Consider the following 22321-nt stretch of genomic DNA (forward strand, 5'->3'; position numbering starts at 1 on the left):
TACAATAGTTACCTATATTATACAACATTAACGCGCTGTCGTCTTAAACAAAATCAACATAAAAATAGCTGTCGAGACTTTCTCGACAGCCTGAAGGACCTATCGGTCCTTTTTGAATATATGGCTAAACCTGTTTTTCATGTTTGAAAGGTTAAATTTTTTTTCGCAGGATTAGATTCCTCAGTTTCAAATATAGCTCCCCAAATTTTCCAAACTCGTATGTTTTCTGTTTTTATTATCAAGCATAATCAAATTATCTTTAGGCTGATTAAGCTCCTCTTTTAGACTCTTAGCCTCATTATAATGCTCAATGAAAGTTGCTTCGATGAAGTGAAGCTCGTTAAATATTTTGTTCTTGTCATTTTTGTAAACTTCAAAGATTTCTTCAATATTTGGAAAGTATACATCATCATTTTCTGTTAATCCGATAGTCCTTGGGATTCGCTTGTTTAAATCATGGATTGCTCCAGGTATACGCCAGATCCATGTATTCCTGCCGATCCCGGTTTCCTTTTCTAAGAGAAGATAAGTTAGTTAATGGTCTAGAGGAAAAACGAGGCAAAGCAAACGGGCCAGGCATCGGCAGACCTCGAACACGACCCGAATATCCGGAGGTCAAGCTGAAACGCCTCGAAGCGGAAAATGAAATGCTAAAAAAGCTCTTGCAAATGTGAACGGAGGAATGGATGCTGTACCCAAGAGTAAAAAGTTTGCGGTGATCCAAGAATTGCTTAGTAAGGGACATAGCATCGTACTACTATGGCAAGAAAGTAGCCTACGTTGTTTCTGGCAATCATCTGAACCGGGAGTTTAAGACTGACCAGCCGAATCAAAAGTGGGTAACGGACATCACTTACCTCATGTTCAATGGACAGAGACTCTACCTTTCCACGATTCAGGATCTTCTTAACAACGTAATGGTTGCCTACCAGATCAGCCGCAGAAAGATTTGAGCCTGGTGTTAGATACGGTGAAAAAGGCAAGGAAACGACAGGACGCGCGAGGTGTTACTGCATAGCGACCAAGGATTTCAATATCCCTCTCGCCTCAGCTCAACAGGTGGAGCATGCCATCCAGAAGTATATCCATTTCTACAACCATGAACGCTTTCATGAGAAACTAAACAACCTGACTCCTTATGAATACAGTACTCAGGCTGCTTAATTATTGCTTTTTGATAGCTGTCTGCTTGACAGGGGTCACTTCATGATTGCGGATGCTTCTTAATTTACTTTGCGAAGAAACCAAGATTAGATAGCGACTTGACCTTCTTCGGCTTTTTATTTTCCACCTTACCACCGTGGAGAATGATTTCGAATTCCCGGTTTCTGTTCTTGGCCTTCTTCGTCGTCAGGCTCATAATCTCCATCAGGTGGAAACGACTCCTTATAGAAATCGTTCTAAGAGGCCGTCCAACTCCTTAATGCCCTCTTCGTCTACATTCTCGTATTCATCCTCCGTCAGTCCTTCTACCAACACAAGATTAAAGGCTTCCTTATGCAATGCCTAAACTTTAGGCCAATCGACCTCGGCCCGTTCTTCTGTAGCTTCCCATTTTTCGCAACCAATCGAAAAAGAAAATTTATATTGATTGCCGCTTATGAGTTGTCGTACCTGACGGATCAAAGCAATAGTTCCTATTTTGTCACAACAAAAAAGAAGGTAGGAAAAGTTTCCTGACCTTCTTAGCATTCATATTTCTATGTCTGAATAATATCATTGCTTTTTACCATGTTACTACGGACTTTCCATTTTAACTTTAAAGATAGGCTTTGGAGTAATGGTAATGTTTAATGGATCTTATTACTACCACTACGTTCTCTTGCCATGCTACACAATCCCCATAAATACGTCTGCTCACTTTGGGTGTAATTAGACAAACTGACGATGTGAAATCGTACAGTCTTTTCTAAAGCGGCTACATATAATGTTCTATATATCATTAAGAATGGCTTAAACAGTCAACTTTAATATAGTAAGAGTAGTATTGGTAAAGTTATGAAGTTGGGCTGGGGTTGCATTTGCATTTACTAATTGAATAGTTGTAGGAACGACCCCTACAGTAATAATGACTTCTGCCGAAGTTGGTCCGCCACCGTTACCCGTGAAAGGTACTGGGGTAACAGGGAATCCATTTACAGTAAGGTTAAAGTCAGCATTGCCTTGGTTATGAATTGTAAAATCTATTAGATAGCTCCCCGTTTCGTTGATTGTTATCGTTGGAGATGGAGGAGTGAAAGTAAATGCACCACCAACATTAGCCAAAACTCCAGTAAAGGTAATTGGTGAGTTACCCGGAACTGTGTCAGTTCCCGTACCAGGATCTGCTCGGAAAACACTTAAGAAGTCTGATATCCCGGCGCCAGCAGGCCCTGTTGCCCCCGTTGCTCCTGCTGGTCCTACCGCCCCTACCGTTCCCGCTGGTCCTGCTGGTCCTATCGCTCCTGCCGGTCCCACTGGTCCTGCTGGACCTACTGCTCCTGCTGGTCCTGTTGGTCCAGGAATTCCTTGAAAACCTTGTAGCCCTTGCTGGCCTTGAGCGCCTGGAACTCCCTGTGGACCCGGCAGTCCCTGAGGTCCTTGAGGTCCTTGAGGTCCTTGAGGTCCTCGGATCCCTTTAACAATAACTTTCGGTAAAACTTTGACTTTTTTAACTACACATCTTCTAAATTTTCTCCGATGCATTTTCTTTTGCCAATAATAATGTCGAAACATATTTAATGATCACCTCCAAAGTCTAGTCAAAGTAGTTTATTGTGCAATTAACCAAAAAGATTGGGCTGTTGACTTCATCTTGGGAAAATAGGCATAGGTCTGACTCTATCGTGTTAGCATTATTACAGCTCATCCTTCTGAAGCTTATATCCAGTTCAATCAACCGATCCAGATTCTGCACTATCTGCATTTTTATATTTCTAGCCTGTAGGTCTTTGACCCACTGAGCTATACCAGCCTTAACAATCTTTCGGTACTGTACCATTGATCAAGGATACCCTCGACGAACTCTATTTCGCGCTGTAGTAGTGTCTCTTGCTATTCGTTGTCTGTCCCATTGTCATTGGGGAGACGTTCACACGTCTCCCTTTTTATTTATACTAGGCAGAATATACACAAACTTGTGAACCATCTGCGGTTACATTAATATAGTGAATGCTACGTTAAACAACGGTTTTATATATGGGGGAGAATAAATAACAATGGTTAACAAAGAAATATCTTCTGGTGACCAAAATTCTTGGACAGCATCTGATAAGATTCATACCGACCTGCTTGCCGCTAAAGTTTCAGTTTATAATCCATGCAATTTTAAATGTACTGGACCAATTCCAGAAAAACAAAACGCTGACTATGGGGCCTACTTCTTTAATTTAAATGCCCACTCTATACGATTCCGTATTGCAAAGACAACTCCAAAAAAGATCGGGCAATTTGTGACTATATATAAGAGAATTGGGGATGGACCAATACAACCCTATGACGTATCAGATCCAATCGACTTTTTGGTTATTAGTGCACGTAAAGACAGTAGCTTGGGGCAATTTGTATTCCCAAAATCCATTCTGATTAAACATAAAATATTATCTAACAAAGGTGAAGGTGGTAAAAGAGCAATACGTATTTATCCACCATGGGACACGCCTACAAGCCTCCAGGCTCAAAAAACTCAGACATGGCAGTTAAAGTATTTTCTTAACATACCTGTAAACGAACCAATAGACATTTCTCGTGCAAACGTACTTTACGATTTAGAATAATGTGTTGCAACATTAGAAAGACGTACCGGCTCCATGCCGGTTGCCTGCTGATATCGCATTTTAATCACATCACAAAATACCGGGTCCAGTTCCATGGTCCTGCAACAGCGGTCAAGCTAATCACAGGCCATAAGGGTAGAGCCGCTGCCGCCAAAGAAATTGACAACTACGCCACTAAGCTGGCTACTATTCATAATGGGAATAGCTAGTAGATCAAGGGGCATCTGAGTGGGGTGAACATACTTATTTACATTGCCCCGTGAAACTTCCCATACTGTCCTAGGCAGCGGTTCCTCAACAGGAAGACCAGCCTTCCATACCGTAGTCTGTGTTCCGATCACCGTATCGGGCTGGAGCCTTGCTTTTCAGATGAGCGTAAAAGATCGGCTCATGTTTAAAACGATACTGTGCCCAACCAAAGGAAGCAGCATTCATAGCATCCTCAAATTTTCTTTCTACAATAACAAAAGTATGTTTCTTAGTAGAAACAAAAGCCTGATGAACAAGTGTCATCAGGCTTTGCTAAAATCAGGACGGCTGCTTTGGTTTAAATAGAGAGCGGTATTATGGTAAAGAAATATTTGAAAAGTTAAAGACAGGAGAACATATTTATAAGGGTTTAACGTACATATTTTTAGAATATTAAAAAAAATATAAATCGCAAATATTGGATTTTGGTACACAACTTTATTGTATATCGCACAGGGGAAAATAATTGTAGTTGACTCGCTAGTACACAACTTTATTGTTCGAAGAAAACTCCATAAAATAAGTTTTAGACTGACCTTAGAAATTAGAACAGCGACAACCAAGGATGAAAAAATAAAGGTCCTAGACTGTCGCTGTTCCATTAAACTAACGTGTCCCGTTAGTTCAATACCAATCCCATTCCGAGTAATGGTGATTATTAGCCCTGTTAGAGCCTCGCGAACGTGATGTAATCGACTTGGGCAGGCTCTGCCGATTCGATCCGAAGTGCCCGGTTGATCTGCCCCCGGTGATATTGCCCATGTAAGAGGACCTGCGACAGGATGTCCCGGACGGACGTTCGGAACGGAACCCCGCTCTGGTTCGCATAGTCGATCATCTCGTCCAACTCGGATTCCTCGAACCCTTCGATATAGACGCGATATTGCTCGGCGTTTTCTTCGAACATCGTCCGGATCGCCGTCAGGTCTTCCGCTTCCTCCCACAACGAATATTGCGCGCTGCCCTTGCCCTGCAATCGGGACAGCCAGACTCGTTCCGCGACCGCGACATGCCGAACCAGCTTCAGAAGGTCCTTGTTCTTCACCTCACTCTTCTCAAGCACGTCCAAGATGCGTTCGTCCGCCCAGTACAGGTGGTCCATCATGCACTTGATCGTCTTCATTTCGGTTCCCCCCTCTTCGTTTCATCGATTACTTGAACCTACTGTTATTCGTTAGTTTAATCATTTGAATGAACTAAAACAACCTTTTTTGGATGAATTCCTTGTTGCTGTAACACTTCCAAGGAGAAACGTACATTTTCAAAGGTATTAGTTGCTTTATCTTCTTTAAGTAATGATTCTGAAGGTACTCCTAACGCTACCCCGACATTTTTTAGAAACTCCCATTCGGCTGTTTCTACATGAGGGATCGTACCACCAGAAGGTAGAATAAATTGAGCGATACCGCTATGGTACAATGTTGCGACTCTTTCCATTAATTGTGGATGACTTGCTTCTGGAATTAATATAATGTCTGACTGTTCCAACTCCGTTTAGAAAAACATAAAATTACTAATACATTCAAAGGGGAATGACATATGAAGAACTCCTCAGTATTAACGCCTCTGGAATCCGGTATTTTCGAAGTATTCAAAGACTATCTATTCTCTTTTTGGTTAAATTTTCCTGACCGTTAGCTTAATGAAACATCGTAAGACTATTACTTTATTTTCTTCTGACACCTCAATAAAGACCGCAAAGGCTTAAGCCCTTACGGTCTAATTTACTTCTGGCATCCTAAGTCCGATTTCACCTTCCTTGTTGCGGCCCCGACCATAGTCAATAACCACAAAATCCAAAGTCCGATTAATTTTAAGACTGTTTGCTATATTTACAATCGCTCGTCGTCGTTTAACTGCAAATGTCGTGGCTGAGATACTAGGCACATCTTTTCTGTATCCCTTCTCCATATACTGCTGGGCCTTGAGGTATTTTTTACCGTCTATGAACAGCAGCTTAGCAGCAAGTCCCTCGTGTGGATCCCTCATGTTGTTTACGGCGAAGCGGACATTGTTTGTGATGAATTGATAGAATTTGTAATTCATATGCCGTTTGTCCTTTAGGATTACAGCGTTTGCTGTTACACCTGCCGTTAACTCCTGACCTGACTCTCGTTTTGCAATTGCCCCCTCGGCGGAAAGTAACTCATACGCATACATTCCGTTTTCAATCTACTGGAGAGCAAACTCATAGTTTTTGATCACCTCGATCATATCAACATACTTACTAAGAAGCCACTTTGTTTTTCGAATATCTTCCTGCTCAATGTCCGAAAAAAAGTTTACCTGGATTATCTTTTGTGTATCAGAAGAGTCATCTTCAAGACTATTAACTATACACATTTGATCGTCATTCATCGTTTATCATTCCTTTATATAATGTGATAATTTGGTGAAATCGTTATTTTTGGTAGATATATGTAAATCAAAACACTATAATTACCTTACACCATAGTTTGCATACGAAGAAAACAAACTAAGGAGGCTTTACTTTTGAGAAAATCTATTATTGCTTTGGCTGCTGGCACAGTTCTTCTTGGGGCATTGTCTGTACCGTCTTTAGGTTTTGCAGAACAAGCCCCAACTTCAGCAAATATTTCTTCTCAGTCACCATATGATCCGCCTCAAGGGAACAAAAAATGGGTAAGTGGCATCAGAGGTGCAACAGTTAAAGAGGATATGAAATCGACAGTTCCAACTCAAAAATTTTACATGACAGGAGGATTTGGAGGAAATATTAATTTATATAAATGGCAACAAAAAGGCAACAACAAAGTATGCCCATTATATCAAGGCTACATTTACAAAATATTCCCTTAATAATAAAACTAACTTTAAAGTAAGCACTTTTTTTCAAAGGTGCTTACTTTTTTCATCGTTATTATTTGCCATATTTAATCCTCACCTCGCTTGCCGGCACAGTCTCAATCAACATATACCTATCTACTTGTACTACACCTATAAACAACAGTACAGCAGCTAATATAGTGGTATATGCGCGTATCATGTGGCATCCTCCTTGACCGCCGCATTCGCAAACACTTTAGATAACTCGATATTAATACACGCTTTGCCCTCTGCGTTCGGTGCATTAAAATAATCAGTCCACAGCTGGAAGGCTTTCATGAGTGACCCGTTTAGTCTGGCTATCTCTGCATCCTTTGTTGTATTAGGGATTCAGATTCCTTTTGAGTATCGACGAGTACCTTTATGTTTCCTTTCAATAATTTCATTTTCGGTGTTCGAAAAATACAACCGTTTTTCTATATCATCTACCCAACTTTTTTCTTTTTCGGCTTCCAGTATCCAGTAATCCATTCGCTTTTCCCAGTCTGGTTTATCTGTCATTGTTGTTCCTCCCCCAGCATTCGTCGTCTTCATCGTCTCCTATAAGACGTTCTGAGCAGCACGGACATAGACGATTGTAACAATCCTCGCATCGCCAAGTAGCCCGCGATTCAGGAGAATCCATCGCTTTCCACTCACTATAGGTTAATCTTCATCGCGATTGTTTCCCGTCGTATGAGTACCACAGTGTATGCATTCTCCTGTCACCCAATCGTCGTCTTCGAAATTTCAGTTCTTCTTCTTTTCGATCAATCTCTATATGCAGTTCTGACCAAAATAATCCTTCTGCCAAAATGCGAAAATCTTCTCCTTGCAAGTCTTCTGTGTCTTCTTGTTTTTCCTTTTCTGATTTGATCAAGTCCATGATCGAATATTCGTGTCCGCTTCCTGCTCATTATTCACTACGATTTTCATCTATATATTCTCCCTTTGGTGCCGTGTGACCGACACCCTGTATAGGCTTAATATTCAAATCACGATATCTTATCCCATGTTCAATGGGGCTGCTGCCTAATTCTTCATGTTCATCATCACATTCCCGACAGCAAGCAAACTCCCCATCGTATAACCTGCCTGTAAGTTTTTCTCTAGCTTCGCTTATCGGCTTTCCGCAGTTGGCACATCTGGACTTACCATCTTGTTTAATAGCCGATATCGGCCACACATTCATATCTATCATCCTTCCAACGTTCCTGGGTGAGCGTATTGTATTGGTGGTTACTCCCTACCTCATCCACGTAAAACCGCTCTATGTAGCGTTTGAGGTGTATTACCTCACTGTGCTTATCGCTCATTATAGGTATATTTGTCTAATATCTATGTCAATCAGTTCTAATCCCCCTAATTCTTCTATTTCTTGTGGGGTTATGATCATATTGGGCTTTTCAGACCGAATCTGCGCTCCGATCTCACGCATTCTATTCCCTTCGTATTCTTCTAGATAAACCAACTGTCTCACCGCTACTGTTTCATACACTTTGTATTTACTCACGGGTTATCTCTCCTTTGGTATAGGGGATGCATTGTGTCTCTCTCCTTTATGGAAAGTTGCCCCTCCTTCTTGTCCCCTATGGGTTCAAAACTTTTTAATGCAATGCTCCAAAATACTTTCATGGCATTGGCTTTGTATAAACGGTCTTCGCATCTTCATATGTCAGGCGAAAATATGCACTTTTCTCATCCCATCCGCCTCGTTTTGTAGCTAACCCTTTAGCAACAAGATCATTCCAAACCGATCGACCGTGTCACAGTAAAAATTGTTTTTGTCGGCTTCATATTGTAGTTAAGCACAAAGCGTGCTCACACTCTCCAACTGTTTCTCGCTAAGTTCCATCTTGTATCCTTCCTCTCTACCCTTCGGGGCCGATAATGACGCAATACACCGCATTAGCTTAGAGGCATATCTACCAAGCCCTCAACACTGAATATCTTCTGCATAAACTATCAAAAAGGAGATGAGATAATGACTAGATTGTTAGATGCTCGAACATCTCAAAATGCAAGCTATGGTAATACAATCTCAATTCCCTTGCCAGCCAATACTCCTGTAGCCATCGCAGAGCTTGGCTTAGACGTGACGGGCGCTGGGGAAAATATGCGTGTACAATTATCCGGGATTGCTGAGCTTTCATTTCCCACTACTCCACCATTTGACTCCGTTATTGCTATTTCTATTGTTAGAGGCACTCTCGACTCTCCTGTTGCTTATGCCCTTTACTCTGTTAGTGTCTCCGAGGCAAATCCCAACGCTGTGCAGGTCGTCACCATTAATGCTTCTGATTACAATGTCCCTCTACCACCATCAAATGAATTGGTGTATACCTTATATCTATTTTGCACAGCGGATGCTACCCGAATAGGAATAGAAAGTTTTAACGCGGTTGCCTATTCAGATTAAAATTACACCTTCAGATGGAGGGCAAAGCCCTCTTATTTTTCTTCTATCCGTCCTTGAGGGACGATACTTTCCATCTGTCGTTCTTTTTTGGTATAGTTTACTTAAAGGGGCTGATCCAATGGGATTCATGCTTATTTTTATTGCGATTGTTTTTTTCTCGCTTGGTATTTTAAGTAAACGAAATCCCACCTGGGGATGGCGTGCAAACGAAGCCTGGAAGATCAAAGGTGACTCAGAACCAAGTGATGCTTACATTGATGACATGAAATTTAGAGGCTCTGTATCGATTCTCTTTGGGTTCTTCTTTTTAACATGTGGACTTTTGGTTATATTCCTGTAAGTTCTACTATCTGTTTTCAATCCTCAAATTACCCACATCCATAAGGCACTTGCTGTTTGGCAGCGACTCCCAAAATGTCACTGCTCACGTTTTCAAAAACAGAAATCTGTCTCCTATCCATAGCTTTCAGCAATCGAACTTCCTTAATCTTCAAAGATCAGTCTGCCGCTGTAGTAAGTAGTAAAAATCATTTTTCTCGCATAGTATTTACTCATCTAACCAGCCCCCTTTAAAGAAGAACAATGTAGAAACTCGACTCATCACTTTGGAGTGTGAGTAGCTTAGAAGAGCCAGTATACCCGAGTGTAATGACTTCGTTTTCTAAGACTTTCAAGGCATCCAACACATATTTTGCATTCAACGTTAGTTTGAAATTTTTTCACAGCCTACGTTTATGCACACATTTCCAAAAATAGAGATGAATAGCATGGAGAAATATGAGTCTTTTACCGAGGGTCTATTTCAATAATATTTTTTGTGGGGAGATTATGGGGGAGAACTAATTAGTCTCAAATGACGGATGGATTAGCCACACAAAAAAAATCCCTCAACGCTCACGCGCCAAGGGATTTCACATTTTAGTAAAGCGTCAGATATTGATCCCGTTCCCATTGATGCACTTGGGTTCTGTACATATCCCATTCAATTTCCTTAAGCTCATAGAAGTAGGCCAGAGCATGGTCGCCCAGTGCGTCAGAGATAACTTCGCTCCGAATAAGCTCAGACAAAGCTTCTTTCAAGTCTGCAGGCAGACTTGGAATGCCTTCTTCAATCCGCTCTTCCTCAGACATCACGTAAATGTTACGATCAATCGGAGCTGGCAGAGCCAACTGACGTTTGATACCATCCAAACCGGCTCTCAGCATCACTGCCAAGGCCAAATAAGGATTCGCCGCCGGGTCAGGGTTACGAACTTCGACGCGAGTGCTCAGACCACGAGATGCGGGAATCCGAATCATTGGACTGCGATTGCTTGCAGACCAAGCCACATAACAAGGCGCTTCATAACCTGGTACGAGACGTTTGTAGGAATTTACCGTTGGATTCGTGATCGCTGCCATTGCACGTGCATGTTTAAGAATACCAGCCATATAGTGGCGGGCCGTCTGGCTTAATCCGAGTTCATCCGTTTCATCATAAAATACATTTTCATTATCCTTAAACAAGGATTGATTGCAGTGCATACCGGAGCCATTTACACCAAACAAAGGTTTTGGCATAAAGGTAGCATGCAAACCATGCTGACGAGCAATCGTCTTAACAACGAGCTTGAACGTTTGAATCTGGTCGGCAGCTTTAATTGCATCTGCATATTTAAAGTCAATCTCATGCTGACCAGGTGCAACTTCATGATGAGATGCTTCAATTTCGAAGCCCATCTCTTCAAGCTTAAGTACAATTTCACGACGGCAGTTTTCACCCAGATCCATCGGAGCCAGGTCAAAATACCCGCCTTGGTCATTCAGTTCTGTAGTCGGCTCGCCTTTTTCATCCGTTTTGAACAAGAAGAATTCAGGCTCTGGTCCGACATTCATCGAAGTGTATCCCAACTCTTCTGCTTCCTTAAGTACACGTTTCAAGATACCCCGCGGGTCGCCTGCAAACGGAACTCCGTCCGGCTTATAAATATCGCAGATCAAACGAGCTACACGATCCGAGGTTACCCAAGGGAATACAACCCAAGTGTCCAAATCCGGATATAAATACATATCAGATTCTTCAATACGCACATAACCTTCTATGGAAGATCCGTCAAACATCATTTTATTATCCAATGCTTTTTCCAGTTGACTAACCGGAATTTCAACGTTCTTAATAGTGCCCAGCAAATCTGTAAATTGCAAACGAATAAAACGAACATTTTCTTCTTTCGCAATCCGAAGGATATCTTCTCTGCTATAACTCACTCTAACCTCTCCCTTTCTGTAACGACTATATACGAATCGGCTGTTCTATAAATTACTTAAATGATGAGACCGGGTTTTAAAGTAAAGCGACCTTATACCAGGAGGTAAGTCAAAGCATTATCTCTTATTGAAGAACCGTGATAATTCGCCTTGGATCAGGGATACCTGTCCTGGTCTTTTGCCTGCAACAAGTTGTTGTTTCAGTAAGCGGTGAAGCTGAGTATCGGACATTTCACGGCGTTTGACTTCCGTATCTGCTGTAATAACCGTAGCTTCCTCCGATTCCTTGGTAACCGGATTCATGACTTGTTTAATTCCCGCAATGTTAACACCCTTCTCGATCAACGCCTTAATTTCAAGCAGACGCTCTACGTCATTAAAAGAAAAAAGACGTTGGTTTCCCGATGTACGGGCAGGAACTATCAAGTTATGCTGTTCATAATAACGAATCTGACGTGCTGACAAGTCCGTTAGCTTCATGACAATACCTATTGGAAATAAGGCCATATTTCTGCGAATTTCGTCGCCCATTTGTCATCAACCTTCCAGTGATCTATTATTCACCTTATTGTACATTTAGCTGATGCAAAGTGTCAATGACATGTTAGAAAAACTCACAATAATTTACGTTCTTTCATCGTTTGCAGAGCCATAAGCACTCCAAATTTAACATGAGAGTAGGTTAAGCCCCCTTGCATGTAACCAATATAAGGCTCACGAATCGGAGCATCCGCAGATAGTTCCAAACTTCCCCCTTGTATGAACGTACCTGCAGCCATGATAACTGGATGCTCATAACCCGGCATATCCCACGGCTCCGGCACCACATGGCTATCCACGGCAGCTGCACGCTGAATGCCCTGTACAAAAGCAATTAGATGCTCTGGTCCACTAAAAGAAATAGCCTGAATCAAATCCGTACGCTCTTCATGCCAGGCAGGTTTGGTCTCAAATCCCATCTCCTCAAAGACCGCAGCTGCGAATACGCTCCCTTTAACCGCTTGCCCAACCAGTGTTGGAGCAAGGAATAGTCCCTGAAATATGCCTCGTGTAGTACCTAGCATGGCACCTACTTCTCCACCGATTCCAGGTGCAGTTAATCGGTAGGATGCTAGCTCTACATACTTTTGTTTGCCGCAGATATATCCACCCGTTTCTGCAATGCCACCACCGGGATTTTTAATCAACGAACCTGCCATCAAATCGACACCTACCTGAGTAGGTTCCAACTTCTCGGTAAATTCACCGTAGCAATTGTCAACAAAGACAACGACGTCAGGTTTTATTTCCTTCACACGTGCTGTCATTTCTTCAATATCTGCTACACTAAACGAAGCTCTCCAATCATAACCGCGTGAACGCTGAATACCGATCACTTTGGTATTGGCATAGATCGCAGCCTCCACCGCTTCCCAGTCCACTTTACCTTCCGCTGTCAGTGCGGTTTCTCCATAAGTAACACCAAAATCCTGCAATGATCCTGTTCCGTCGCCGGGCTTACCAATCACTTTGTGGAGGGTATCATAAGGTCTCCCAGTAATGTACAACAGTTCATCCCCTGGACGCAGCACACCAAATAAAGCAGTGGCAATTGTATGAGTACCCGAGGCAAAATGCGGACGCACCAACGCTGCCTCCGCACCGAACACATCCGCATAGACTTCTTCCAGCACCTCACGTCCCCGATCATTGTAAGCATATCCCGTAGAACCCGCAAAGTGAAAATCGCTCACTTGCTTCCGCTGGAATGCCTGAATTACCTTCCACTGATTTGAATCTACAATATGATCTATGTGCTGTATACGTTCTTGTATTTTATGTTCTGCAGTTTCCTGAATTTTCTGAATTTCTGGACTAAAAACTACCATTTACCTTCTTGACCCTCTCTCTTACGCAGCCTTAGGCTATTCATGTTATATTATTGTTCACTTTGAACGATGAGCATTTTCATTTTATTGACCCAAAAACATCATTAGATGTTAACCTTCTGTGAACTCGCTGAGTGCATGACCGTACTTTTCGTACTCGCCTCTTTGAATTTCAACCTCATAAATAACATCATTGCCATCATACTCTGTCAGCAGTACATCTCCGATTCGATAAAGCACCGAGGTTAAATCCCCACGTTCCGCAGGAATGCGGAATCTCAGCGTATCCCCACTCAGATGCTCTTGAATCAGTTCACGAATGTGCAACAAATCCCCTTCATCAAAAGCACTAATTTTCAAATAGCCCTCCCCAGAAGGAAGCATTTCCAGTTGCTCAGGGGTACAGGCATCTTTTTTGTTAAATAATACGATCTGAGGCTTGTCCGCAGCCCCTAGCTGCTGCAAGATCGTCTCTACAACTTTCATCTGTTCGTCTCGCATATCCGAGGAAGCGTCCACGACATGCAAAATGAGATGAGCCTCATTCGCCTCCTCCAAAGTAGCCCGGAAGGAAGCAACCAAATCATGAGGAAGATTTTGGATAAAACCGACTGTATCCGTAAGAATAATTTCTTTTCCACTCGGTAGCTCCATTGTTCTGGAGGTAGGATCCAGCGTCGCAAACAGTTGGTTCTCAATATATACATCGGCTGCTGTCAGTTGCTTCAACAGCGTCGATTTGCCCGCATTGGTATAGCCAACAAGTGCAACCTGAACAATACCGCTCTTTTGTCTGCGCTCCCTGTGCAAATACCGGTGACGAGTCACTTCCTCCAGTTGGCGTTTCAGATCACTGATTCGGTCACGAATATGACGACGGTCTGTCTCCAGCTTGCTTTCACCAGGACCACGTGTTCCGATTCCGCCACCGAGACGCGAGAGATTTTTGCCATGTCCAGACAAACGGGGGAGTAAATATGACAACTGCGCCAGTTCAACCTGAATAATACCTTCCCGTGTTTTTGCACGTTGAGCAAAAATGTCCAGAATCAACTGTGTCCGGTCAATAATTTTGAGATCCAGACTTTCTTCCAGATTCCGTACTTGGGCCCCCGAGAGCTCCTGATCAAAAATAGCTGTATTCGCTCCCAATTCTTCAGCAACTGCACGCAATTCCTCTACTTTTCCTTTGCCAATAAACCATTTTGAATCCTTGGCTTCCTTATTCTGTGTCAGGACGCTCAGTACTTCAACTCCCGCTGTCTCAGCCAATTTCACCAGCTCATCCAACGAGTATTCCGTATTGATGCCAGATCGTTTGACTTCATCCGTAATCAGACTGACCAGTACCGCCTTGTCCTGCATTTCAGTTTGTGTATCATGAGTGGAGTTCGCCATATTGTTTGCTCCTTTATTTTCATGTCAACTCTCGAACAGAGACCGACCTGATGTTCAGGCCGGCCCCCGTTCGATGTCATACCATTCGATGTGATTCAGATTCCTATTATCGCCTATCTTTTGTCCATTTTCAAATCCTCTGGACGCAGCGTCATCAATTCCTGCTTGCCGGGTTGCCCGCTCCGGTACTGATTGAGCAACCTGACAGCTTGGTGCCGAATCGCTTTTTCAATCACGTTACGAACATAGCGTGCATTACTAAATGCATGAAGACTGTCATTACGCTCGTTTAGCAAATGCTCCTTCATTTTAATTATGGACTGAGGCATGAGAATATAGTCCCGCTCCTTGGCCATCATCTCGGAAATTTGGATAAGCTGATCTACAGTATAATCAGGAAAATCCAACTGGATTGGAAAGCGAGAAGGAAGACCAGGATTCGTTCGTAAAAAAAAGTCCATTTCCCCCGAGTATCCAGCGAGAATCAAAATAAATTGATTTTTTTGATCTTCCATGGACTTTACCAAGGTATCAATCGCTTCTTTTCCAAAATCCTTTTCCCCTCCGCGTGCCAAACTGTAAGCCTCATCAATGAACAACACGCCGCCAAGAGATTTCTTTACCAGATCTCGCGTTTTCTGTGCAGTGTGCCCAATATACTCACCGACCAGATCAGCCCTCTCCACCTCAATCAGATGACCTTTGCTCAGTACCCCCATTTTTTGCAGCATTTTAGCGATAATGCGGGCTACTGTCGTTTTCCCCGTACCTGGATTTCCTTTGAAAATCATGTGATATACGTGTGCATTGCTCAACAATCCCGCATCCGTGCGCATATGGGCGATTTGCAAAAAGGCATATACCTCAAATACCAGGTCTTTGATGTTATCCAAGCCGACGAGATGATCGAGTTCTTTCTGAATTTCCTGATAAAGACTGAGATACTGCGGTAGCGCCTGTGACTTGGTTGAAGCCACTGCTTCCGTCTCGTCCACAGTCACCGAAGCTATCGGCTCCGGGCTACGCAGCACGACATTAATTTGTCTGGAAGGTCTCTCCTCCGACCGCTTGCCCGCGGCGATTCCCCGTCCGTTCATGCATCCATCACCTCAACATTTCTTCAGGCACAGCTTACCCTATTAATGTATTCGGTCTGGCATGTCCTTATTAGCATAAAAGCAACGGGAACGTGCACAAAGCCTTTTCTTAAATTCAGGCAACCCAAGTTTGAGCGCTGATCCACCACCGTTGCAGCGTCCATTTAGCGTATGCCAATACTTCTCTTGATTGATGAATTGGCATATTGAGCACTTTGGATTCCGTCAGAGCCATCTGAGGATGATCAAAATTCAAGAATTGAGCAATCTCCATCGCCCGAGGGCCATGATAGCTATGTGTAATGATCACGGTGGAGGTCCATCCATATTCCTTCATAATGCGCTGGCTATAGAGCAGATTTTCGTAAGTACTGGTCGCATGGTTTTCCAACACAATATGCTGTACAGGGACCCCTTTATCTACCAAATAGCGTTGCATGCCCTCAGCCTCCGTATACGGAAAATCTGGTTTATCCAGTCCCCCACTTACAATTAGACGCTGTACCGTCCCGTTGCGGTATAAGTGCAAGGCTTCTTCCAGCCTTTCCTTCAATCCAGGGCTGGGCTCAGCTCCCCACATAGAAGCACCTAGTACGATACCAATTTGCACTTGCTGGAGCGGAGTGGTAGAGGCAGCCGTATTCATGTTCCACACTCGGATACCTGCCCATACCAATCCGACCAAAATGAAAATCATCAAACAAAGTACAAGACGCTTGGATACCATAGATATTTTCTTAAGGCGACTCTGCCTGCTTTTCAACTCAGGACGTTTGGGCCCAGTGTCTTTAATCCACTGCAAAACTTTCACCGTTCTCTCTTGAAATCACCGTTGTGAAACCATTCTGACCGGTGTTTCAGTGACATTTTAAAATAGGGGAACACGTGGGCATCTATCTGATGTAACACATCAGCCGCTGTACGGTTAGCCAATTCTGCCTCTTGCGTTGAGATATGCCCCCGTTGTAACGCCTCCTCCAATTCATCCTCATCCACTAGGAAGATTTCACCGTTTTTAAGCACCACAACATCCAAATACAAATCGTCAAACCATGGGACTCCTTGATCGGTCACACCCTGATTACGGCAGGTGTCAATGTACCATTCAACGATCTGCTCCCGATTGTCAAACATAGCAGTCACCACGTAGTGCTCACCTTTTGGATAATATTGCAGCCAGGAATATCCTTTATCGGCTATGCAAAACGTATGACCACCGTAACTTTTCCATAACGGCTCCTTGAGACTCAAAATTGTATACAGGGTCACATATCCTGTAAACGCGTCACTTTCTACATACCGGCAAGCAAACTTGCGATTGGTGATTCTGCGCCAGTTGGCCCGGTCTCCGAATTTGCGCTTCATAAATGATGTTCCTCTCCAACATTGGTAAAACCAGCTTACCATATTTAAACTGTACACTCAAAAAGAACCCCTTTAAAACAGCAAAAAAGGTATTCTCAGACCAGTTCACGGACTGAGAATACCTTTGATTTGAAACAAATTCAACTTGCATAAAGCAATACTTGCTAATTCCGATTGTGACGTCCACGATTGGAGTTCGAATGACCGTTGGAATTGCCTTCTTGAGTCCCATCCGTTGTGACTTCAGTCGTAGATGCATCCGTGTTTTCTGGATTTACCATAGTATCTTCATCAGAAATACCTGCATCCGGTGTAGTAGTCTGACCATTTCCCTGATTAGTATCGTTTCCATTGCCGGAATTACCACTATTGTTACCTGTGCCGCCAGCACCATTCCCATTAGTATCCCCAGGAGATGCCGGAACCTGACCTGAGCCATTATTGTTATTGATACCGCCAGGAGTTGTATTTCCCTGATCTGTACCGTTTTGTCCGTCTGTAGCCCCGCCATTATCCGGTAAGGTTCCATTCTCGTTTGGATCAGTCCCTGGCTGTGGATCAACCGGAGTAGTCTCAGCCGGAATTTCCACACGGATCGTATTAGAAGCCTCGGATTCTTTACCATCCGCCCCATAAGCTACTACATAATATTCATACGTGTTTCCAGCTATAGGAGACGTGTCTTCACCACTCGTGCCCTTCATGGCCTCCATGATTGCCGTAAAGCCTGTATCGGAAGTCCCCTTGCGATACACGCGGTATTGTACATTATCCCCCGTAGCCGCAGTCCAGGATAACGATACAATTTGGGTGTCCTGACTATAAGACCCGCTCAGTCCGCTCGGAGCGGTAGCCTGAACCGGCTCTTCTGGCTTCTGCTCAACTGGTGGTTCATATCCCTTCGGCTCGCTGAATTGCGTAACCGGGTGTCCCTTGAGAGCTTCACCCATGACCCTTCCGAAAAAGGCTGCCGACTGCCCACTGTAGTTTCTCAGCATATGCTTGCTGTCCGGCTTGTCATAACCCATCCATACCGCTCCGGTATATTCCGGTGTATAACCGACAAACCAGATGTCTCGGTTACCACTGTTACCGCTAATTCCACTTTGGGTCGTACCCGTTTTACCAGCTACAGGCCAGTCAATACGTGCTTTGCGACCTGTACCGCTATTGACTACATTTTGCATCATTTGTGTCATTTCATAAGCCGTTTTTTCACTCATTACAGATTTAGTTTCCTCTTCATGAGTATAAACAACTTGATCATCACTATTGTTAATTTGCTTAATAGAATAAGCTTTTTGGAATTGTCCTTTATTGGCAAAAGCGCTGTACGCCTGCGCCATTTCAAGGGTATTCGTTCCTTTGCTTAATCCACCCAATGCGATAGCAAGTGAGTGATCATTTTTGTCCATCGGAATGCCTACGCTCTCGGCAAATTGAACCCCTTTTTCCACACCGATTTGGTTCAGCAACCATACAGGCGGAATATTTTCAGACTTCGTAATGGCGTCGAGCATGCTGATGGTTGACGAGTAACCATGCAAGTTTTTCGGACTGTATCCGTTAAAACTCTGGCGTTCATTACTCAAAGGGGTATCCATCGTAAACTTACCGGATTCAAGAGCTGGCGCATAGGCTACAATCGGCTTAAATGCCGATCCTGGCTGTCTGCGGCTCTGAGTCGCACGATTGAAGGTTCCCTTTTTGTAATCCCGTCCGGGCGCCATCGCGGCAATTCCACCTGTCTGGTTGTTAATAATGACCATCGAGGCTTGAACAGGCTGATCGTCCGGACTTTTTTCGAACATGTCATCATCTGCCATCGCCTGATCCAGCGCATTTTGAGCCTGGGCATCCATTGTGGTATGAATTTTATAACCACCAATAATCAGATCATTACCGCTAACTCCTGGCAACGCATCCTCTGCCTCATCCATGACGTATTCCATAAAATTTTGATACTTTTGAACTTTTTCCGGCTGTTTGTAATCGTAATTTACAGCCTTGGCCTCTTCCATCTCCTGCTTTCCAATCATTCCCTGCTCAAACATCAGCTGGAGAACCACAGCACGCCGGGCCTTTGAGTTTTCTGGGTTACTAATCGGATTATACTTGGATGGCCCTTTTGGAATAGCTGCCAGTGTAGCGACCTGCCACAATTTTAATTTATTCAAATCCGTTTGCCCAAAATAGCCTTCCGACGCTGCCTTAATTCCAGAATACGAGCGTCCAAACCAAATCCGGTTCAGGTAGAGTGTAATAATTTCATCTTTAGTCAAATTCCGCTCCAGCGCCATTGCGATGGATACCTCTGTCGCTTTACGGAAAAAGGTTTTGTCACGTGTCAAAAACAAGTTTTTGGCCAGCTGCTGAGTCAGCGTACTGCCACCCTCCACTGCCGAACGGGCCACGATATCCTTAACGGCTGCCCGGCCGATAGACCAAATATCAACCCCTTGATGCTCCATAAAACGCTTATCCTCGGTTGCGATAAATGCTTTTTTGAGCAGCGGTGGAATTTCTTCACTTTTGACAGGATCGCTTTTTTGCACAGACAACTCACCCATGAGCACACCGTTGCGGTCATAAACCTTCGATGTCTCGTTCACTGTAATTTTGTCCTTGTTGGCTTTGTAAATTTTTTCGCCATTAACCATGACAAATAAGTATCCACCAAGTGCGCAAAATATGGCTAACGCCGCTGTAATAAATAGCGTCCACCCCACTCGCTTACCTGTTATTTTCTTTTTCTTGCCCTTCGGCTTCTCTTTAGATGTGTTTCTATTGCGATTGCCGGATCTGGACAATGAATCGTTTGGCATTCCCCTGACTCCCTTTCGCGAATAATCATATGATACCTAACATAAGCTTAAAGCTTGCTGTCGGCAGCATGAAAGTAAACGGAATGAAAAGAACAACCCTGATCAGGTTGCTCCCGGTCACATTCCTATACAGTTAGACGAGACGGGCGCCTGAAAAGTTTCATGAACCCGGGCGACCGTCAAGCCGTAATCAGTTATCGCTAGCGTTATCCTGTTGCTGTACAAGCGATACATTGCGTTGCGGTGTAAAGGTGGAGATGGCATGCTTGTAAATCAGCTGTTGCTTTCCATCCGAGTCGATAACAATCGTAAAATTGTCAAATGCTTTAATCGTCCCTCGCACCTGAAATCCATTGATGAGGTATACCGTTACAGGTATAGAATCCTTGCGCAATTGATTCAGAAACGTATCTTGGATATTAATGGACTTGTTCATTTTAGCCGTACCCCCAATAATCATTTGGATTGTTTTGAAGTATATTCAAGGTCTGTCCGGAACTTTCCTGCTATAATTTCGTGTATTCGGGCTGCATGAGCAGAAAAATTTCCGAAATCAGTGACATCTACCCACTGGATATCCTTCATATGGCGAAACCACGAGAGCTGTCGCTTCGCAAAATGACGCGTATCCCGTTTTAGCCAAGTCACCGCCTCTTCCAAAGACACTTCTCCCCGCAGGTAGGAGGATATCTCTTTATAGCCTAGACCTTGCATGGAGATGGCATCGCTTCGCACTCCCCGTTCCATTAAGGAGGTTACCTCAGCAACAAGCCCTTGATCGAGCATCCCGTCAATTCGGTCTTCAATACGTTTATATAGCATTTGCCTATCCATTGTCAAACCTACAATGCAGAGTTGGTAGGGAGATTCCTTTTTTTGACTGGCAAGTTGAGAGCTAAGTGTCGTTCCGCTAACATGGTAAATTTCGAGTGCCCGAACGACACGACGACGATCATTAGGATGCAAACGAAGTGCACTTTCGGGATCAACCGCCTGTAGTCGCGCATGAAGCGCCTCAGCTCCAAACTGTTCGGCATAGTCAAGCTGTTCCTGACGAAAAGCTTCGTCAGCCCCTACCTCGGAAAACTGGTATTCATAGCAGACTGATTCTACATATAAACCTGTTCCGCCTACGATAAACGGTAGCTTTCCTCTAGATTGAATATCAGGTATGAGACGACGACAGTCTTCCTGAAATTGGGCTACTGAATATGGGTATTCAGGCTCATGAATATCAATTAAATGGTGCTTGATTCCTTCCATTTCCTGTTCGGAAATTTTGGCGGTTCCAACGTCCATACGACGGTATACCTGCATGGAATCCCCGGAAATAATTTCTGCGTCAAATTGTCGAGCCATCTCGATGCTTAGTTTCGTCTTGCCAACCGCAGTCGGGCCAACAAGAACAAGTAGTTTAGGCTTAGGTGCCACTGTCAATATCAATCACTCCGTACACTGTTTTCGTTGTGCCCCGCTGCTCCACACGGAAGCCGAGGCGGGCAAATTCCCCGCTACCCCGTTTTTCTTTTAATACAATTGTTTTTCGTGCAATCCGTTTCGCATGAATAATACTTTCCTCACTCAACGCGTCTGGGTTAGCCAGCCCTCTCAATGGACCGATTGCGCTGGAATCGAGCAACGGATCACGGAACATAGGGTCAAAGTAAATAATATCTATACTGCGATCCGGCAAACTACGCAAATAGTCCAAATGATGACCAAAACGAACGTCAATGTTGGAAAAGGCCTGATCTACTTCAGCGTTGCCGGAACGGTAATGCCTCATTCCATCCTTGATTAAAGCATAGACGGGGAAAGAACTCTCCACAGCCGTGACTTGTCCAGAGCTTCCCGTTCCAATTGAAAATAGAAGAGAATCCGTACCAAGTCCTGCGGTGCAATCCAGCACAATATCACCCGGGACGATCCGGGCAGCCGTCAACATCGGGTCAGGTTCACCCTTTAATACTCGTTTGGCGCGAATGAAGCCCATACTCGGGTGAAAAACCATCGGTGATTGTTCTGGACTAATCAGCCTCACTCCGCCCTGCACCAGAACCAACGCTTGACGGACTCTGTGAGCCGCAATTAGCTTAGCTACCGATATGCCACGACGAGGGGCATACAGCACCCCTAACTCGGCTGCAAGCAGCTTCGCTCGCTCCATAACCTCTGCCGAGGGGGAATCCCCTGTCGTGACCAGTAATTCGACTTGCTTCTCCCGTAGCCTCGACCGCTCTTCTTCTTCACGGTTTTCCCGATCCTGCAACAT

At 43.9% G+C, this 22321-nt stretch carries 26 protein-coding genes and 2 pseudogenes; 5 read left to right on the forward strand and 23 right to left on the reverse strand.

The window, feature by feature from the left end; translation table 11 throughout:
• The first annotated feature begins 921 nt into the window (after window positions 1–921).
• Window positions 922–1164, forward strand: a complete 243-nt coding sequence (locus BM358_RS27130) for an IS3 family transposase (RefSeq protein ID WP_091002005.1) — start codon at window positions 922–924, stop codon at window positions 1162–1164.
• 789 nt (window positions 1165–1953) lie between these two features.
• On the opposite strand, the gene BM358_RS06335 is transcribed toward BM358_RS27130, so the two are convergent.
• Window positions 1954–2715, reverse strand: coding sequence for a collagen-like protein (locus tag BM358_RS06335; RefSeq protein ID WP_028540716.1), 762 nt, complete (start codon window positions 2713–2715; stop codon window positions 1954–1956).
• A gap of 482 nt (window positions 2716–3197) precedes the next feature.
• Here BM358_RS06335 and BM358_RS06345 point away from each other — a divergent pair, with 482 nt between their 5' ends.
• Window positions 3198–3755: a MepB family protein gene (locus BM358_RS06345; RefSeq protein ID WP_049828348.1), complete on the forward strand. Its 558-nt coding sequence runs from the start codon at window positions 3198–3200 to the stop codon at window positions 3753–3755.
• Window positions 3756–3871: 116 nt separating this feature from the next.
• Here the strand turns inward: BM358_RS06345 and BM358_RS27135 are convergent, their stop codons facing one another.
• The 5 genes and pseudogenes from BM358_RS27135 to BM358_RS06365 form a co-directional block, all read right to left on the reverse strand.
• Window positions 3872–4096: a DNA methyltransferase gene (locus tag BM358_RS27135; protein WP_370671133.1), complete on the reverse strand. Its 225-nt coding sequence runs from the start codon at window positions 4094–4096 to the stop codon at window positions 3872–3874.
• Window positions 4050–4190, reverse strand: a complete 141-nt coding sequence (locus tag BM358_RS27140; protein ID WP_371263066.1) for a hypothetical protein — start codon at window positions 4188–4190, stop codon at window positions 4050–4052. Before BM358_RS27140 ends, BM358_RS27135 begins: the two co-directional genes overlap by 47 nt.
• A 481-nt stretch (window positions 4191–4671) precedes the next feature.
• Window positions 4672–5127: a DinB family protein gene (locus tag BM358_RS06355; protein ID WP_023989026.1), complete on the reverse strand. Its 456-nt coding sequence runs from the start codon at window positions 5125–5127 to the stop codon at window positions 4672–4674.
• 56 nt (window positions 5128–5183) lie between these two features.
• Window positions 5184–5492, reverse strand: a complete 309-nt coding sequence (locus BM358_RS06360; protein WP_256253344.1) for a YdcF family protein — start codon at window positions 5490–5492, stop codon at window positions 5184–5186.
• Between the two features lie 231 nt (window positions 5493–5723).
• A pseudogene (locus tag BM358_RS06365) lies at window positions 5724–6362 on the reverse strand (hypothetical protein).
• Window positions 6363–6497: 135 nt separating this feature from the next.
• Between BM358_RS06365 and BM358_RS06370 the strand changes: the two are divergent.
• On the forward strand, window positions 6498–6824 hold the full coding sequence (locus BM358_RS06370; RefSeq protein ID WP_023989029.1) for a hypothetical protein: 327 nt from the start codon (window positions 6498–6500) through the stop codon (window positions 6822–6824).
• A gap of 61 nt (window positions 6825–6885) precedes the next feature.
• On the opposite strand, the gene BM358_RS26720 is transcribed toward BM358_RS06370, so the two are convergent.
• The 5 genes from BM358_RS26720 to BM358_RS06385 form a co-directional block, all read right to left on the reverse strand.
• Window positions 6886–7011: a hypothetical protein gene (locus BM358_RS26720; protein WP_023989030.1), complete on the reverse strand. Its 126-nt coding sequence runs from the start codon at window positions 7009–7011 to the stop codon at window positions 6886–6888.
• A gap of 170 nt (window positions 7012–7181) precedes the next feature.
• Window positions 7182–7352, reverse strand: coding sequence for a hypothetical protein (locus BM358_RS26380; protein WP_155613684.1), 171 nt, complete (start codon window positions 7350–7352; stop codon window positions 7182–7184).
• A gap of 151 nt (window positions 7353–7503) precedes the next feature.
• On the reverse strand, window positions 7504–7716 hold the full coding sequence (locus tag BM358_RS06375) for a hypothetical protein (RefSeq protein ID WP_028540714.1): 213 nt from the start codon (window positions 7714–7716) through the stop codon (window positions 7504–7506).
• Window positions 7717–7746: 30 nt separating this feature from the next.
• The gene (locus tag BM358_RS06380) at window positions 7747–8022 is read right to left on the reverse strand and encodes a hypothetical protein (RefSeq protein ID WP_023989034.1); all 276 of its coding nucleotides are present in this window, start codon (window positions 8020–8022) and stop codon (window positions 7747–7749) included.
• 123 nt (window positions 8023–8145) lie between these two features.
• On the reverse strand, window positions 8146–8343 hold the full coding sequence (locus BM358_RS06385) for a hypothetical protein (RefSeq protein ID WP_023989035.1): 198 nt from the start codon (window positions 8341–8343) through the stop codon (window positions 8146–8148).
• Between the two features lie 471 nt (window positions 8344–8814).
• Between BM358_RS06385 and BM358_RS06390 the strand changes: the two genes are divergently transcribed.
• Together BM358_RS06390 and BM358_RS26725 are read left to right on the forward strand one after the other, a co-directional pair.
• Window positions 8815–9249: a hypothetical protein gene (locus tag BM358_RS06390; protein WP_023989036.1), complete on the forward strand. Its 435-nt coding sequence runs from the start codon at window positions 8815–8817 to the stop codon at window positions 9247–9249.
• A complete protein-coding gene (locus BM358_RS26725) occupies window positions 9233–9589 on the forward strand; it encodes a DUF6199 family natural product biosynthesis protein (protein ID WP_231517128.1) in 357 nt (118 codons plus the stop codon). The genes BM358_RS06390 and BM358_RS26725 overlap by 17 nt, the downstream gene beginning before the upstream one ends.
• 229 nt (window positions 9590–9818) lie before the next feature.
• Here BM358_RS26725 and BM358_RS06405 read toward each other — a convergent pair.
• The 12 genes and pseudogenes from BM358_RS06405 to BM358_RS06460 all read right to left on the reverse strand — a co-directional run.
• Window positions 9819–9953 (reverse strand): annotated as a pseudogene (locus BM358_RS06405) (DNA polymerase III subunit beta); the annotation flags it as partial.
• Window positions 9954–10167: 214 nt separating this feature from the next.
• Complete coding sequence (gene glnA / locus BM358_RS06410) at window positions 10168–11496, reverse strand: type I glutamate--ammonia ligase (protein WP_013310575.1); 1329 nt, start codon at window positions 11494–11496, stop codon at window positions 10168–10170.
• 117 nt (window positions 11497–11613) lie between these two features.
• Entirely contained in the window at window positions 11614–12027 is a 414-nt protein-coding gene (locus tag BM358_RS06415) for a MerR family transcriptional regulator (RefSeq protein WP_007430683.1), read from the reverse strand.
• A gap of 83 nt (window positions 12028–12110) precedes the next feature.
• Window positions 12111–13364, reverse strand: a complete 1254-nt coding sequence (locus BM358_RS06420) for a methionine gamma-lyase family protein (protein ID WP_023989038.1) — start codon at window positions 13362–13364, stop codon at window positions 12111–12113.
• 111 nt (window positions 13365–13475) lie between these two features.
• Window positions 13476–14762, reverse strand: coding sequence for a GTPase HflX (hflX, locus tag BM358_RS06425; protein WP_023989039.1), 1287 nt, complete (start codon window positions 14760–14762; stop codon window positions 13476–13478).
• 113 nt (window positions 14763–14875) lie between these two features.
• Window positions 14876–15859: an AAA family ATPase gene (locus BM358_RS06430; protein WP_025718768.1), complete on the reverse strand. Its 984-nt coding sequence runs from the start codon at window positions 15857–15859 to the stop codon at window positions 14876–14878.
• Between the two features lie 115 nt (window positions 15860–15974).
• A complete protein-coding gene (locus BM358_RS06435; protein ID WP_023989041.1) occupies window positions 15975–16670 on the reverse strand; it encodes a YdcF family protein in 696 nt (231 codons plus the stop codon).
• Entirely contained in the window at window positions 16667–17224 is a 558-nt protein-coding gene (locus BM358_RS06440) for a ribonuclease FAU-1 family protein (RefSeq protein ID WP_028540711.1), read from the reverse strand. The genes BM358_RS06435 and BM358_RS06440 overlap by 4 nt, the downstream gene beginning before the upstream one ends.
• 164 nt (window positions 17225–17388) lie before the next feature.
• Window positions 17389–20049 carry a PBP1A family penicillin-binding protein gene (locus BM358_RS06445; protein ID WP_028540710.1) on the reverse strand — a complete coding sequence of 887 codons (2661 nt, stop codon included), beginning with the start codon at window positions 20047–20049 and terminating at the stop codon, window positions 17389–17391.
• Window positions 20050–20239: 190 nt separating this feature from the next.
• Window positions 20240–20485 (reverse strand): RNA chaperone Hfq, encoded by a 246-nt coding sequence (hfq, locus tag BM358_RS06450; RefSeq protein ID WP_023989043.1) that lies wholly within the window; start codon window positions 20483–20485, stop codon window positions 20240–20242.
• Window positions 20486–20505: 20 nt separating this feature from the next.
• Window positions 20506–21486, reverse strand: a complete 981-nt coding sequence (miaA, locus tag BM358_RS06455) for a tRNA (adenosine(37)-N6)-dimethylallyltransferase MiaA (protein ID WP_023989044.1) — start codon at window positions 21484–21486, stop codon at window positions 20506–20508.
• Window positions 21470–22321 carry a class I SAM-dependent methyltransferase gene (locus BM358_RS06460; RefSeq protein WP_028540709.1) on the reverse strand — a complete coding sequence of 284 codons (852 nt, stop codon included), beginning with the start codon at window positions 22319–22321 and terminating at the stop codon, window positions 21470–21472. The genes miaA and BM358_RS06460 overlap by 17 nt, the downstream gene beginning before the upstream one ends.

This window comes from Paenibacillus sp. cl130 (assembly GCF_900116035.1).
GTDB classification, from domain to species: domain Bacteria; phylum Bacillota; class Bacilli; order Paenibacillales; family Paenibacillaceae; genus Paenibacillus; species Paenibacillus polymyxa_B.

Bases quoted from the DNA above. Each gene is read 5' to 3' on its own strand.
- BM358_RS06335 (WP_028540716.1), bottom strand. From the start codon at position 2,715: ATGTTTCGACATTATTATTGGCAAAAGAAAATGCATCGGAGAAAATTT.
- BM358_RS06345 (WP_049828348.1), top strand. From the start codon at position 3,198: ATGGTTAACAAAGAAATATCTTCTGGTGACCAAAATTCTTGGACAGCA.
- BM358_RS27140 (WP_371263066.1), bottom strand. From the start codon at position 4,190: ATGAATGCTGCTTCCTTTGGTTGGGCACAGTATCGTTTTAAACATGAG.
- BM358_RS06355 (WP_023989026.1), bottom strand. From the start codon at position 5,127: ATGAAGACGATCAAGTGCATGATGGACCACCTGTACTGGGCGGACGAA.
- BM358_RS26720 (WP_023989030.1), bottom strand. From the start codon at position 7,011: ATGATACGCGCATATACCACTATATTAGCTGCTGTACTGTTGTTTATA.
- BM358_RS26380 (WP_155613684.1), bottom strand. From the start codon at position 7,352: ATGACAGATAAACCAGACTGGGAAAAGCGAATGGATTACTGGATACTG.
- BM358_RS06375 (WP_028540714.1), bottom strand. From the start codon at position 7,716: ATGGACTTGATCAAATCAGAAAAGGAAAAACAAGAAGACACAGAAGAC.
- BM358_RS06380 (WP_023989034.1), bottom strand. From the start codon at position 8,022: ATGAATGTGTGGCCGATATCGGCTATTAAACAAGATGGTAAGTCCAGA.
- BM358_RS06390 (WP_023989036.1), top strand. From the start codon at position 8,815: ATGACTAGATTGTTAGATGCTCGAACATCTCAAAATGCAAGCTATGGT.
- BM358_RS06415 (WP_007430683.1), bottom strand. From the start codon at position 12,027: ATGGGCGACGAAATTCGCAGAAATATGGCCTTATTTCCAATAGGTATT.
- BM358_RS06420 (WP_023989038.1), bottom strand. From the start codon at position 13,364: ATGGTAGTTTTTAGTCCAGAAATTCAGAAAATTCAGGAAACTGCAGAA.
- hflX (WP_023989039.1), bottom strand. From the start codon at position 14,762: ATGGCGAACTCCACTCATGATACACAAACTGAAATGCAGGACAAGGCG.
- BM358_RS06430 (WP_025718768.1), bottom strand. From the start codon at position 15,859: ATGAACGGACGGGGAATCGCCGCGGGCAAGCGGTCGGAGGAGAGACCT.
- BM358_RS06440 (WP_028540711.1), bottom strand. From the start codon at position 17,224: ATGAAGCGCAAATTCGGAGACCGGGCCAACTGGCGCAGAATCACCAAT.
- BM358_RS06445 (WP_028540710.1), bottom strand. From the start codon at position 20,049: ATGCCAAACGATTCATTGTCCAGATCCGGCAATCGCAATAGAAACACA.
- hfq (WP_023989043.1), bottom strand. From the start codon at position 20,485: ATGAACAAGTCCATTAATATCCAAGATACGTTTCTGAATCAATTGCGC.
- BM358_RS06460 (WP_028540709.1), bottom strand. From the start codon at position 22,321: ATGTTGCAGGATCGGGAAAACCGTGAAGAAGAAGAGCGGTCGAGGCTA.